This window comes from Calditrichota bacterium, assembly GCA_013112635.1.
Lineage (GTDB): Bacteria > Calditrichota > Calditrichia > Calditrichales > J004 > JABFGF01.
Genome location: JABFGF010000005.1, coordinates 29,299 through 45,211, shown reverse-complemented (window position 1 = coordinate 45,211; position 15,913 = coordinate 29,299). Strand labels below are relative to the sequence as shown.

At 38.0% G+C, this 15,913-nt stretch carries 7 protein-coding genes; 1 reads left to right on the top strand and 6 read right to left on the bottom strand.

The window, feature by feature from the left end:
• Positions 1 to 7,623 (bottom strand): T9SS type A sorting domain-containing protein, encoded by a 7,623-nt coding sequence (locus HND50_13710; GenBank protein ID NOG46292.1) that lies wholly within the window; start codon positions 7,621 to 7,623, stop codon positions 1 to 3.
• 291 nt (positions 7,624 to 7,914) lie between these two features.
• Between HND50_13710 and HND50_13705 the strand changes: the two genes are divergently transcribed.
• Positions 7,915 to 8,316 (top strand): bacteriohemerythrin, encoded by a 402-nt coding sequence (locus HND50_13705; protein ID NOG46291.1) that lies wholly within the window; start codon positions 7,915 to 7,917, stop codon positions 8,314 to 8,316.
• Positions 8,317 to 8,343: 27 nt separating this feature from the next.
• Here HND50_13705 and HND50_13700 read toward each other — a convergent pair whose 3' ends face one another.
• The 5 genes from HND50_13700 to HND50_13680 form a co-directional block, all read right to left on the bottom strand.
• On the bottom strand, positions 8,344 to 9,054 hold the full coding sequence (locus HND50_13700; protein NOG46290.1) for a hypothetical protein: 711 nt from the start codon (positions 9,052 to 9,054) through the stop codon (positions 8,344 to 8,346).
• A 195-nt stretch (positions 9,055 to 9,249) separates the two neighbouring features.
• A complete protein-coding gene (locus HND50_13695) occupies positions 9,250 to 10,776 on the bottom strand; it encodes a cadherin-like domain-containing protein (GenBank protein NOG46289.1) in 1,527 nt (508 codons plus the stop codon).
• 128 nt (positions 10,777 to 10,904) lie between these two features.
• Complete coding sequence (locus HND50_13690) at positions 10,905 to 11,522, bottom strand: OmpH family outer membrane protein (GenBank protein ID NOG46288.1); 618 nt, start codon at positions 11,520 to 11,522, stop codon at positions 10,905 to 10,907.
• A gap of 186 nt (positions 11,523 to 11,708) precedes the next feature.
• Entirely contained in the window at positions 11,709 to 12,986 is a 1,278-nt protein-coding gene (locus tag HND50_13685) for a M28 family peptidase (protein NOG46287.1), read from the bottom strand.
• A 148-nt stretch (positions 12,987 to 13,134) separates the two neighbouring features.
• On the bottom strand, positions 13,135 to 15,876 hold the full coding sequence (locus tag HND50_13680) for a pyruvate, phosphate dikinase (GenBank protein NOG46286.1): 2,742 nt from the start codon (positions 15,874 to 15,876) through the stop codon (positions 13,135 to 13,137).
• Between the last annotated feature and the right edge of the window lie 37 nt (positions 15,877 to 15,913).

The window sequence follows — 15,913 nt, the reverse complement described above, 5'->3', positions numbered from 1 at the left end:
CTACTTAATTAGTATCATTTTTTTGTTAATTAGTTTTTTACCGGCTTTTATCTGGTAAATGTAAATTCCTGAAGCAACTTTAACACCATGTTCATTTAAACCATTCCACTCTGTTTTATGGTAGCCCGCATCAAGTTTTTGATTTAATAATTGCTTTACCTTTTGCCCAAGAACATTATAAATATTCAACGATACATTTTGCTCTTTTGGCAAATCAAAACGGATTGTTGTAACCGGGTTAAAAGGATTCGGAAAATTTTGATACAATCTGAACTGTTTGGGAATCGGAATTCGATCGCTGTCATAAAACACCGCAAAGGTACCTGTCTGGTTTGCCAATTGCATTAATTGATTATTTTCACCTTGTCCGCCAATAAAAACCCATTCTCCGTTTTCCTTATCCAACCGGTATAAACCAATTTTTCTTTTTTCTTCTTCAGGTATATCAATTTCTTTTAGATCGTATTTTACAGTGAAACCCTCGTCAACAGTGCTTGAAGCAGAAAATGTCATATTTTGACTTATCCGCATCATGTTCTTTTCAAGCTCCTCTTTCTCTGCCTTATAATACTCTCCATAAAAATTTCCATTTGCATTAAATGAAGCCGGGCTTAGTTTTATGGATGTATTTTCATTCAGCGAAATCAATGAAGATTTGCCCAAACTAATTTGATTAACACTCAACTTGCGGACATCTTGCGTCAGGTTTTCAGAGAGATCGCTGGCCAGGATATAAAATGTATTTTCACCATATTCCTGTACGTGATATTTCGCCAGATAAATATTTTCTCCACTATCAAAAACTTCTGCCGCAAAGGCGTCTTCTTTTCCAGTTGGCGACACCGCTCTCACCAAAGGGGCTTCTTTTAATAGCTCGCTTGATGTAATATAAAGCCGTACATGATCCGCCAAACCGGGTTCAGTGGAATATAAAAACGCACTTCTTATTTCGGGCGCAACTTCATCAATACCCGCAAATGAATGTGGATTTTCAATGCTGCCGACAATACCATCTGCCGTAAATGGGATTGTTGTGGTAACCGGCAAAGACACTCCGTGTGATGAATTGATGACTTCAAAAGTAAGTTCTTCTCCCGAAATAGAATTACTGTAAACCGTCATAAATACCATGGCCTTATTAATTTCCGGATAAAACTTCACATCGGCTTTGCCACGCAATGAATCATTTACAATGGCCAAAACGCTGTAGTTTGAATCACTGATTGTTGTACCGCCCAACTGAACTGATCCGATTATTGTCATGTTATTTTCATAATTATAGGCGGACAATTCATTACCGGCAAGATTGGGTTGTTGATTGGGTTGAATGTTTTTACCCGGATTTATAATTGAGGATCCTGAACCGGAAAAAGAGATAAACCCATCTTTTGCAGATTTTAGCAAATAGCCTTCACCAGGATTTAAAGTTGTTAAACCACCTTGCCAGGAACTTGAGGAAGCATCATATACAGAAAATGCATCCTGGCTTTTTAAACGGTCACCATCTGAGTAACTAAAACCTGTAAAAGCATTGTTTAAATCCACATTGTTCTGCTGCAAATAACCAATCCAGTTCCAGCCGCTAAACACCTGGATAGATTCTTCTGAAACATTTATTGTATCCCCGGCAAATCTCAGGTTTTGCTCATTGGCAAGAAAAATGCGGTATGATTTTCCAACTTCAATATTTTGCAAATCGCCTATCCAGTTTGTTTTGTCCGATTCGCTTGATAACTCATTGTTATAAAAGGTTGCAATTCCCTCCTGGCCTTTTATAACATCACCGGAAGTAGCATTTAAATTACTTAAAATGTTTTCAACACTCATATCACTTTGTTCAAGATTAAGGGAAAACCAGTTCCAGTTTGGTGCAAGCGTAATATTTTGTGCTTTACCCGATGGTGTTAAAACAAATGGGCTTAGCAATAATCCAACAGAGCCATTATTCTCAAAAGTGATCGTTTCTGCAATAAAGCCGGACTCTTCTCCCTTTGAGGCATCCCAGCTTCGGAAAGTAACTGTCTCACCGGATTGTTGGTGGCTGTAAATAGTAATAAATGCCAGATGGTTATCCTGTTCCGAAACATGAGTTAGGTTTACTTTGCCCCGGATTTCATTCCCGACAAAAGCCGCCACAATATCTTTTTCATCTGAAGAAAATCCATCACCTTCTTTTAGCTGTGCAATAACATCCATTGAGTATTGATAATTTGAAAAATTGAAAGCCCAGGATGGTGGCTCCGATAAAACAGTAACATCTATAAATAATGGATCATCACCCTGCCCGCTTACCTGAACGGCAACTGTATCCAAATAGCTGCCCTGTTCTAACTGATCACTTATTGTAAAATTAATTTCTATTTGCCCACCAGATGGTATGGTGCCATTGGTCGGATCAGCGGTTAACCAGCTTGGAATACCCGTCAGGCTAAAACTATTTTGTGCACCACCTACATTAACCAGCTTTGCTTTAAATGTTTCCTGGCTGCCTTTATACACATTTATATTGGCATTTGAAACCACCCAATGCAAAGCATTCTGGTTTACTGTAAACGACCAGCTTATATCTTCTTTTAAGCCATTGCCGTTTTTATCTTCCACGCCGGATACTGTAACTTTCAGATTTTCGCGTTCAAGAGTTGCTATATCAACCAGTGGTGTTATAATTAACGTTTTGCCACTGCATGCAACATCTATCGGAATGTCAATACTGGTTGCTGTGTTTATCATTTTAACATTATCAGAGTTTATTTGCGGACAATTCAGATTCGCCGTAAAGCTAATTGAAATATCTTCACCAATATTAAGGACGCCATCCGAAGGTTGTGGTTTTCCAAAAACCAGTAAACTGCTGCGGTCGATTACTCCCTGGGAAATTTTAGAATAATTGACGCCATCAGTTCCGCATTTTGTTTTTGCCCGAAGCTCATAATTTCCATCATCTAATCCGGAAACATCCCAGAACTCGTAAATAAACTCAGCAGGTAGCTCAGAGCGTAATTTTGCGATTGCCGTTTTCCAGCTGCCACCAACCTTTCGATACTCCATACTTACACTTTCAAGTTTTGGATTAGTTGTATCATACTCTCTCATAATTATCAGCAATGAATCGTTTGAACTTTGGTTTACCAGCCAGTTATTATCCGGCTTAAACAATTCCACACCCGAACAAGGACTTTGATAATTCACAGAAAAAGTAACCGTATCAGAGATAGACGGATCGCAAAGCGCATAAAAACGTAGTTGCAGGTTTTCATACGAATATGAAACGGGACCTCTGCGTACAGCCATAGTTGCAGTTATCTGTTGTCCGGCCGGAATCCTGTAATCAATAAAATCCTCAATCACCACACCGCCAACACTAATTACAGCACCATCAAAATTGCTGGATTGGATGACACCTAATTTATAATCTCGTGTTTCGCCACTTTGGCTTAAGTTACCCAGGTTCAAAACGAAACTGGCTGGGTCAAATGGAGGAATATCATTTTGCTCAAATTTATCGATTGTCAGGTTTGTTGCATCGCGTGGCTGAGTTCCCGGTTCCCATGGACAACTGCTTGTCCCTGCTACAAGATCAAAAACAGGTGTTGAATAAACATTATCTTTCTTGATATCCACACTAAAGAAGTCACCCGGATCATTATCTCCCAGAACATAGCCAACGGTTGTTGATTGCGAAAGAGTTGTGTCACGTGCTTCAGAAGTCGACCAGCGGAATTTTGCCGCTGCACCAATTTCAACATCTGCAAAATCACCATCCCCAATACCAACACCTATTTTCAGTTCCGAATCTATAAATATGGTGAAATCAATGCTGATCGTTGAATCCTGCGTGTTTGTCTCAGAATACTCACGCGTTGTGCCGGCGCTAAAAGAGATATTTCTTTCAAAAGTGGCACGCTCTTTTTGCTGATCGTTTTTCTCCAGAACCTGCTCCCAAACATCAATAAAGGAACCCAAAAGCGCTACAGAATCAGGCGATGCAAGGCTTCTTAAAAGGTGCAGATTTGGCAAGAGGGTTTTTCGAATATGATTTTCGGTATAAATGTAAGTTGTATTAACTTCCTCAGAACCCCAAACCAGTGAAGTATCCTGGATAACCGTACAACTCGCTTCATCATATCTGATTTCATCCGTCAATGCATAAATCATATTAAATGAAGCGCCCATAAAAACATCACCCTTTTCACCCGTGATATCTTCATTGCCGGACGTTGAGAAACGTTCTGTTTGGGAAAATGTGGTAGAAACAGTTGTGCCATTATTATTATCGCGCCCAGCTAAAATCTGGCCTTCGATATGTGTACGGGCGCCAATCACAATCCCGGTAAATGGAACGGGAATACCGGCTCCGATTTTTATATCCGTATAAAGCCCTGCCGCACCGCCAACAGAATGTGACATTGTAAAATTTTGGCTAAGTGAACTACCTTTTTCAAGATAAGCATAGCTTTCATCACCGGGAGGATCTCTAAGAATTAAGAGGGGCAATTCCGGGGTTTTTGTTACAAAAGTTTGTTCACGCGGTTTATGACCTGTTACCACAACCCATTGTTCAAAGGCAGCATTCTTCCCTTCCACATCTGCAGTAACCTGAAATAGTTTTTGAAAAGGATGTGCACCGCCATCGAGGATATTAGGCTCGCCAATTTGTGTTGTATAAAATGCCCGGCCATCTTTCAATGGCAAAGTAACAGGCACAGCAGGATTGCCACCCAGATCATCAAAAATCTTAATGGATCCTGTATCTACCAGGCATGTATCGCCGGAATATTCTTCAAAAACTTCAATTTGAAAAGTGTAAACATCGTATTGGTTTATAATTGGCACATTAAACGGCGCTGAAGCATCAGCACAAACACCCGGGAAGCCGCTTACTTTTATCTGCGGTGGATTGCGGTAAATGTAATTTAAAGTTGTGTCCTGAAATGTAAGATCAGTAATTACAATTGGGAAAGTTTCCGTAATAACCGGGTTTGGCGGATCAAGCGAAAGCACCTCAACGATATATTCCTGAGATGGCAAATTAAGACTATAGTTTCCATTTACGTCTGTTGTAATCTCTTTTGAATAACAACCCACCTGGTTTTTAGATGTAATGCTGATATTTGCACGCCCGATAAATGCATCGCAACCACCTCCAACACGGCCGGCAAGTTCACTTGTTGTCATATCAGTAAAATCCGCATTTGCAACATCATCGGTGATGGTAAAAACCAACTCTGCCGGTTCAAATACATGTGGAAAAGAAGTGTCTCCAAAAACAGGAGTAATTGTATAATTGCCCGGCTCTTCAATGGAAAGCAGATATTCACCCTGGGCATTTGTTTTTATGCCGGTAAAAGTACCATTTCGATAGATATCAACACCTGCTACAGCACAATTCGTTCCGTTCAAAACAATTTTTCCGGAAATTGCAAAAGAGGTAGTGTCGGTAAAATCTACATTGGCCGAAGCAGGCGCATTTAATTCCAGAGTTCTTTCCTGGCTGGTAGGATCAAATCCGTGACGAAGTTTAAAAACGCTTATATCAAAAGGATTACTTTCATTATAAAAAATATTGTTAACTGAATAAAACCCAGTGGGATCAGTTAAAACAATTGTTTCTACCGGGGCATGATCTGTTGAAAAAGAGACTCCATAACCTTGAACATGGTTGCCACCAGCTTTGGAGAAATCACCTGCGATATTTAGCGGTTGCCTGCCTTCGGAATCAAATGGCCAGTAAGATACAAGACCATCTTCATCGCCTCGTAAGGTCAGATTTATTTGACTATTAATTATGGAATCACTGACAACATGATCCCATAATTGAATTTCATCAAGTTGCCCAAGATAGGCCTGAACCGGATCAAAACCTCCGCCAAATGAATCCTGATCCTGGCCTAAAACAATTGACCCGTTATTTTGTAATGTTGCTCCTGTTGCCAATGTACCGGACCAAACCTGAATACCATCCTTAAGCAGCCTTATTGCCCCATCAGATTTTTGCCAGGTAACTGCAATGTGATGCCAAGCGTTGTCAACAGCACTAATATTTGTTGTTCCTGTCCCTGCACCATTTATAAAAAATTCAAAATTGTTTGGATTGTAAATCAAAACTGTATTATCACTGGCAGGTGTTGCATAAGAGAATATAGCTCCCGTTTGCGAAGTGGCATTCGACTTCATCCAAAATGATAAAGTAAATGCGCTTTCGGCAAAAGATTTAATCGGTTTACGGATCATATAATCCTGGGTATTATCAAAAAGTAAAGATTGGCTTGAATCGCCGTTTGCAGGATTAATTGAAACTTGTACATTTTTAACACCAGCGCCACGTACTGTTTTTACTTTTCCGGAAATCTTACCATCTGGTCTGATAAATCCATAATCGCGGGCTGCGCCAAGTTCAGCACCACCGGAGATTGGAACGATACTATACTGATAGAGTTTGCCGGGAACCGCATCATAATCAAAATAAGAAGTAGCATTTTTACTGGTAATCCCAATTTCTTCATCACCCCTAAGTATTTTAATTTCTTCTGCAAAACTGGCAACATTTTTCCAGGAAACTTTGACGCGATTATTATAAATCCCATCCGCTGCATTTGGAAACATTGGGAAAGTTTTTCCATTAACACTAACTCCACCGGATTCAACCCCGGCAGATGCATTATAACCCTTAATTGTATACGTGTATTCTTCTCCATTAATAATATTTTCATCTGTATAGGTTAAGGTTGCTCTTGGTACTGTAGCAATCAACGCACCATCTCTGTAAATCCTAAAATGTGTGGCATAATCAGAATTACTATTCCAGTTTAATACGATTTCTCCAATAAAATCTTCGTAAGAAGCAGTTTGGCTGTAAGGAACCCTGAATGATGATGTGGATCCTCCGTTTGAAACGCCACCAGATGTAACAGAATAACTGAAAGTTGAATGAGTGCGCACATTCCATGTATCAGACTGACCTGGAGTAATGTAAGCCCTGTAGGATAAACTTGTTGTACTGGCAAAAAAACTACCATTACGATAAATATAATATGTTACATAGCTGGCAGGAATATTTGTCCCTTTGCCCCAACTCAAATCCACCCAGTAATCACTTGTCGCATCACTGGCAGAAAAACTGGTTGGGTTTTTCAAAGCAGCTGTTGTAGCGTTTGCATCCGAGGAGTAGGAACCATCGCAAAGAGTTCCTGAATAGGTGTATTTATATGTAAAATCAACCCTTCTGTTTGGCCCGGGATAAACTGTTTTACTACCATTATTTGCATTTCCTGAAATAGGGTCACCGGCCCAACCTGGAGACCAGCTTATATTTCCGCTTGAGCTGGATGGAATAACACATGGGTTTGAATAGCCTGACCAGGAAGCGGTGATGTAATAATCAGAACCGCCGGCTGATGCACTGAAACTACCCTGTGCGTCTGTCCTTGGCAATGAATCAACAGAAGCTTCGGTTTTTTGCACTGCACCTGTTTGTTTCGGATAAGTTATTGTGATGGATTCTGTACTTGTTCCAGAAGCTGGTTCGGTAGCCAAATCCTGGGCAACAGTAAAGTTTATAAATAAAAAATGAATCAAAACTAAATAAAATAGTTTTAGATTTTTGGTGAAATTGATTTCAGCCATACCAGCCTCCTGATGTTGTTGGGTACATCATCTACAAAAAAAATGTGATTTGAAATAGGGATTGTCAGATCGATTCGAAAAATACTATTTCAATTAACTAAACTAATAACGCAGTAAATTCCCTACAAAGTGATAATCGTTTTTTTGAATAGATGATTATTCAATAGTAAACAGCCGGAAGGGTTAAAAACTGTGGGTGAAGATTAGTGCGCTAAAAAATACCAAATTAAATATCTATCCAATTATTACGATAATCATAAGTAAACAAAAACAGACTTCGAGGTAAAACAAATGCCTATTTTATGGACCAGCTCAATGAGTGTTGGAAACAAAATTGTTGATTCCGATCATCAAAAATTATTTAAATTAATTAATATTGTTGAAGAAGAATTAAACAGTGAAAAAAAAGAAAATATTGAAAATGCTCTTCGTGAATTAGAAAACTATACAGAAGAACATTTTACTAGAGAAGAAGCTTTAATGAAACTGGGAAGTTATTCAGGCCATTTTCAACATTTCAAAAAGCATCATAATTTGAAGAACCAATTGAAAATTATTAAAAAGGATATTTTAAATGATCTGAATAACCCAAAAAACTATGACAATCTAATCGAAGTATTAAGAAAGTGGCTGCTTGACCATGTTTTAGTAGAAGACTTAAAAATGAGACCATATTACAAAAAGTTAATTTAATCCCGATTTGTTAAGCCACCGTTTCAATTAAATACCAACTTTCAAAACACCTTCTTCTAAAATCACATCATATGAATAGCCAGCTCCAAAATCTTTATTAAGTATTACCTTACCTTCAAAAATGACTATATCACCTACACTCACAACTTCATTTGTAGTAATTGTAATATCATTATTTTTACCGTCTTTTGTTCCATCTTGTAAATGCACCCAATTTTTACCCATAATTTGTGCGTTAAATTTTACAACCTGGCCTTTTATGATAATTTTGCTATTTGCATAATCGTCTTTTTTAGAAAATAGTTGCTCGATGGTAATCCCGCCTTTTGCGGGGCTTACAGAAATATCTTCCAACTGGGGTGTGGTTGACCGGCCATGCGCTGAGCCCATTGATGTGCCGGTGGATGAAAGTGCCGGACTATCACTTATCTTGTTGACAAAATATATTTTATCAAATGTGCGGTTTACTTCTTTGCTTGTAAAGTCTCTCATTTCCATGGCTGAAGCATAGTAAATAACCTGGCCTTCTTTTACATCTTTGGGAGATGTTGCAATCCAATTTTTCTGGTCATTTTCTTTCACTTTTAAGTACATATATGTTTTGCCGTTTACAATTTCCTGTACTACAACTTTATGCATATTTGGGCTTAATCCCTCGGCTGACGTTTGCTGATCCTCTGTTTGACAGGCATTCAACATTGTAAATAAAACTACCATTACAAATAATTTGAGTTTCATATTATACCTTTCTTAGCAATACTTTATTAATTGATTTATCTTTATTTGATAAATCCCAATTTAATAAAATTTTCTTTGTCTTTCATTTTTTATATTACAGTGTTTGAAAGCTAAAAAATCTATTGGAATTTGGTGGAAAACAAAAAAAGGAGATTAATGATCTCCTTTTCTGAATTTCTTTTTGGATTTCAATTATTATTTCATCAAAACCATTTTTTTAGACTGTTCAAAATTATCTGCTTTGATTTTATAAAAGTACATGCCACTCGAAACGGGATTATTGGAATTATCCCTTCCATTCCAGACAACCTGATGAGTACCGACTTTCTGATTTTTGTTAACAAGACTGACCACCTCTTGGCCTAAAATGTCATAAACAACCAAACTAACGTCACTACTTTTAGGAATAGAATAAACAATTAAGGTTGTTGGGTTAAATGGATTCGGGTAGTTTTGTTTTAAAGAAAACTTTACAGGAATATTTAAATCTTCCAGGCCAGTAGCCTTCTCTACTTCTACAACAAATGTATCCATTACAACAGATCCACTGTCATCAGCAACACTTACCAAGAGTGTATCAAAACCGCTAAAATTACTACTACTTAGAAACAGCGAATCTGCTGAGACCACGCCGTTCACATTTCCGTTTGATGAGATTGAAATCTCGCTCAAAAAACTATCATTTGCATCCACATCACTAAAATAATCATTAATTGTCACATGAAAAACATCCATGCTATTTTCGGCTATTATTGCATCCGGAATTAATGCAATACGTTGTGGCGCATCATTTACCGGGCTAACTGTAATAACAACTTTTGCAGAATCGCTGCCTCCATTGCCATCAGAAATGTGATAATAAAAACTGTCGGCCCCATTGAAGTTTAAAGCTGGTGTGTAGAAAATAAGGCTGTCTCCATTAGTAAAAGTTACATTGCCTTGTGTAGCAGCTCCAACGTTGGTTATCATTTTATCGTGTCCATCGGCATCTGTATCATTAAAGGTTACATCCATTGCAATCTGTGAGTCTTCATCAACCACATAATAGTCATCAATAGCCAATGGAGCTTCGTTTACTCTAAACTCCCGGTAATTGACTCCAGGCTGCGAGTAATTATAAAAGCCAAACCGGCCGGCACGGAATTCACCGGAAACATCAAATATTTGTGTAGTATCGATTGAAATTCGAACCCTGTTTGATTCATAAATTAATTCAAAATTATAAACAACATTGCGGGCCCAACCATTGTCACCATAGTTTGTAGCAAGAACTGTTTGTGTGGTGTCCATGTGATCCCAATATGGGTGGGATGTATTAGTACCGGATGGCACTTCAACAATTCCTTCCACCTTAGACAAAGTAAATCCCTCCTGCGCACCTGACTGTGTATTTCCCTTCCAGTCCATCAGATAAAAATCAAAATACTCTTCTGCTGAATCCGGACGCAAATAGCCAAAAACAAAGCCGATATAATCGTCATCACTGCTATCAACAAAGAAACTGCCCCTAATGGTTACATTACTAAAAGTATCCGGACTGACAAAAAAAGTAGGTACATCGTTTTTACTTTGGCGAACAGAAGTGCTGTCCTCGGAAATGGTCCAATTACCACTGGATGGCAGGCCTTCGTGTTTCCAGTCGTATAATTTAACCGCTGTTAATTGTGCAAAAAGTGTGGATGTTGAAATGAATAACATAAAAACCGCAAATAAATAGCGCATGGTTGTCTCCTTTTCAAACACGTTTATTACAATAATTTCTAATTAATGAATCAACAGAAACCCAAAAACAAGTATAATTTGAAAAGGAAACAATCGCCGTGACAATTCTCAAGAAAAGGGACGTCAGATTATTCAGTTCCTGTTACATTTAGACCTAGTTTGCGCGCAATATCCAACGTGATGTCGACAATTTTGTCCTGATTGACATAAAGGATAATAGGTTGTGCTGCTCCAATATTGGATCGCAATACTATGTCGATGCTCTTTTCTTTGGCGGTTGCCTGGATTGCCTGGTCCACTTTTTCAAAGATTGGTGCATAAAGATCTGACTGTCTTTTAGCAAGCTTCTCCTGGCTCGTACCTTCAGTTCTCTGTATTTCTTGTTGAAGCTGAATCAACTCATTTTCACGCTCCTTGCGGCGCTCTGCTGAGAGCAATGCTTGTTGCTTCTGGTAATTATCTAGCTTAGTCTCATAATCTTCGTACTTTGCCTGGAGCAAATTTTGTTCTCTTTGGGTCTCTGCCTGGAGGGTCTGTTGCACCTGCTGAAACTCCGGCATGGCAGCAATAATACGTTCATGATCAGTATAGCCGATTTTGAGGCCGGCAAGCTGAGCCAGAGCATTTGTGCTTAACACTGAGAGAAAAAGCAAGGTTATTATTGCGATGATTGCGGGTCGGTGCTGAAAACTTAATCGTGTTTGCTTTACCGTTTTTCTTATAAAAAAATTGGAAATACTTCCCATGGCCAGCCTTCTTTCTTTTGGTATTAAAGTATAATGTGGTTTCTTTATTCTAAATATAGGTTAATAAAGGATAATGTACATTATGTCTTTTTACCAAAAACCTACTATCGATTTACGATAAGATGATTTGCCACAAAAAAGAAATCATATCCGAGTGGAATTCAATTACGACACCTGTTATGCTTTTTATATTGATTGGATAAAAGATTTAGCCAAGTTAAACATCCTTTCAAAATCATCCCATTCTAAAGTTTCAAATTTATCATTCACATGATGATAAGGTTGCTTTCCGTCTTTTGTAAAAAGGTAAAACCCCTTTATTCCATTTCTAATAAAGAAATAATGGTCACTATTCGGAGCATTCTTTCTGCTTCCAAGCTTTCCTAAAGACAAATCATCGTTTATTGATTTCAACTTTTGAAAGAATTCGGGGAAATTTTTTCCACCAACCGCCATAATTCCATTTTCAGCTGAAGCAGCCATATCAAAATTAATTAAAAATTTCACCCTTTCTAATTCAATTTCTGGGTTTTTCTGGAAATATTTTGATCCAACTAAACCAACATCTTCCCCGGAGAAAAATGTAAATAGTAATGAATTCTTAATAGGATTGTCTTTGAAGAATTTTGCAAGGCTCAAAAGAAGTGAAACACCACTCGCATTATCATTTGCACCAGGAAAGTAAACACTATCTCCCAAGGCTCCTAAATGGTCATAATGAGCGCATAGCATGATAATTGAATCTTGAATTGATGTACCTTTTATAAATCCAAAAATATTCTTAGTATCAAAATCATCAAAATCAGATTCGACTTCCAGTTCAACTTTTTCTATTGGATTTTGTAGAGAACTCTTTAATACTCTTACTATCGGAATTTGCAATCTTGTGTACGCTGCTCCGAAGGTTAATTTATCTTGAATCAAGACTATAGCTTTTGCTCCTAATTTTTGGGCAATTAAAATTCTGGTCGATTCAGAAGTAAATTTTGAAAATTGTTTGTTCTTTTTAAGATGTTGTGGAAGTTCATTATCAATTATTATAATTTTCCCATTTGCTGATAGTCCATTGTAATCATTTAACCCTGCATCTGGTATGAAAATACCATTATCTACATATACAACTTTATTGCTAGAAATATCGCCTGATGAGCTGTGTTCATGTGGAATGAAATCAGTACCTAATTTTAACCATTTATCATTTATTATTAAATGGGGTTCTCTTTCAAATATATTTACTTCTACTTCAAATTCTTGACTGTAAGAATCATCTATTTTGTCAAGTCCAATATTTAACAATTCACTTTCGATAAATTTTGCAGCTTTAATATGACCATCATGTGTATAGCCCCTTCCCATTAAATCTTTCGAAGTTAAATATTTTACAGATTCTTTGGCGTAATTGATATAATGATCATTTTGAGCAAATGAAATTAAAGGTAATAAGAATAGTAGTAGTTTTTTCATTTGATTTCCTTAAAGGTTTAACGTTTAGGTTTAAATGAATTAACAATGAAACACGAAATCTTACTTCTCGTGTTAATCCCTGTACAAATATTTGCTATGTTTTATTGATTGACCAAATAAATAACCCTGAGGCTTTAAAAATTGAAACTTACCCACCATTCAAAACTGCCAAAGCCTCTTCTGTTTCACCGTTCATCAACACCTGCAAAGTGTTGCCCTTAGTAGAAGCTGGTATATCAACAACTTTTATTACTTGTGCAAGGTTGGAAAAATCCGGCAATATTTCGGCAAACTTGTTTTCAGATTTTAGCAGAAAATCCTCATTAAATAAAATTCCTTCATCATCCGGGTAAAGCGGAAGATATCGAATATTTGCTTCAACCAAATCCTGGAAAAAATGTGTACCAAAAGAAAGATCGGGAGTATAGTCTTTTTGCTTGCGGGCAATTTCAATCAGCATGGAGGTATTATTTATATCCGAATAAGTTACGCTTACTCCAAGTTTTATATCTCCACGGCTGCCCCAACGGCCTGGGCCCATTAAAATAAATTGTCGTTTTGGCAATAGTTTGTTCAACCTGCCAACAGCACGACCGACAGCATGCAGTTGCTGATAATCCGAAATTTCGCTGTATTTTTGCGGGCTTACATAAACGAGGTGTGAAATATCCTGAACATTCCCGTTGGAAATATAGCGGTTGGCCGAAAATAAAATCTTATCTTTGGGAATGTTTACCGGAATGATCGCAGGTTCGCTATGCACACCATAACTTTGGCTACGGCATTGTAACAGGTAAAAATTTTCACCGTCATGTGCAAACTCAATATCTATAGGATGATCATATTTATCCTGCAAAATTTTCAATATTTCCCTGACTTGTTTAATAAATGGCGTGCTTTCCATCAACCCTTCAAAAGTCACTACAATATTTTCATCATCGTAATTTGTACCGATTACCCGTGGTTGCTGAAGATGATCTTCCTTGATTATTGAAACCAGTTTATTGATGGATGGAAAATCATTACCGCACTCTTTAAACATTGTTTGAATATCCAAAGATTCGAATGTACAGTTTTCCATATTTATGGCATCGATATATTTGGGTGAGTAGCGGATTATTTCATCGAGCGTAACATTAACCCGCAAATTTGGTTGCCCAGGCGCCACCAGCACAGGATAATCATCACTAAGGCGATCAACAGCCCGTGTGCCCAAACCGGGTACAATTCGCAACAGGCCATCATTTCGTTTAATACGGCTGGACCAACGAAACTCATTTTGGCTGAATGCAACCCCGGCAAAAGCCGGAACAAAATATTTACCAACTTTTTTGCCCACCACCTCTTGGATTAAAATACCCATCTCTTCGTGATAATCCAGTATTCCACGTCGTGTACGATACTCAATTGGATTGGGCCCAAAAGTCGATGCATATACTTCGGCAATGGCATCCATAATTTCAGCAAGACGATCTTCTTTGCTTCCCTGGTTGGCGATAAACAGGCTTTTATATTTCCCGGCAAAAGCTGAACCCAGGCGGTCTTCCAGCAAACTGGAGCTGCGTACGATGAGTGGAACTTCACCAAAATCATCCAATGCAAGAGAAAGCCCGTTGATGATCTCCGGAGAGAATGTAGAATTTTTAAAGACATTCACCACATAAGGATATTCATGGCGAACCTGCTCAATATCTTTATATTTTTGCTCAATAATATCTTCCAGATTATTGTAAGCCATGAACTTTAAAATGCCATCTGAAGTTAGGTACCACGTTTTGGGGGTCTTTATTTCCCGAAACAGCTCATTTTCGCGCGAGGCATTCTTAAGGATTTGTTTGGCCAAAAACAACCCGGAGCTTTTTCCCCCTAATTTTCCATGGCTGCCAACAGGATAAATAATGCTGTGTAACAAATCATTAAAATCATCCACCTCAATCGATTGTTTGGCAATATTTATAAATCCCGGCTGGTCACTTAACATGCGGCGAATCAGGGCCACTCGAAAACTCATTTCTCTTGGAATTGAAAGTTCCAGTCCGTGAGGTGTTAGATGATGATAACGCTCTATGGCGCTGCTAATCTGCGCAAGAGAAGAACCGGTATCTTCCAAAATATTAACCAGAAACCCGGAACGGTCTTCCTTAATCCATTTTTGAATGCTGGTTAAAACATCAGCAACACCCATATTTTTAACCGCCACTTCAAAAATATCATAACTAAGAGCAAGCAGATCGATCCCTTTCTGCCTTTGATATGGGACGTTCACTTCTTGCAACAATTCATTTTCCTGCTGGTAGGCCGGGCTAAATTGTTCAAGTAATTGCTGCGCCTCCTTAACTCCGGTCCAACTGAGAAAATTAACCATTTTTCGTGAAATTCGGATTAATAGTCTTGGATCTGTTTTTGTTAATAAATCGAGTATGACGCCCCACTCACTTTTGCTTTCTTCCTCGCTGCCTTTCTGTTCTTCAAAAACTGTTTTAAGCTGTTGGTGCAATACATACATACCAAATTGTTCGGCAATTGTATTTAGCAATTTACGCTCTTCTTTAAGAAATGGGCCTTCTGTTTCCTTTGGCCTTTCTTCAGTATAGTAGACTGTAATATTCCCAACAATCTCATCTTGTACTTTTATATCTGCAGATTGAAACCAGGCTGATTCTTGAAAACCTTCTGTCTCAAAAACAGATCTGTGCAATAACAGTTTTGCATGGCAAATATCTGGAAACTGCCATCCGGGAGGAATTGATTTTACCAACAACTCGCAAATTTCTTTTGTTGATTTTCCCGGGTTGCTTAATAATTCCTGGATTTCATAAAGACAATTAAGTTCTTTTGCCCGCTCTTTTAAATCGAGGACTAATTTGTCTACAGGTTTGTTGTTATTCATTTTTTGCTTCTTTTATTTAATCAATTTCCAAACAGTC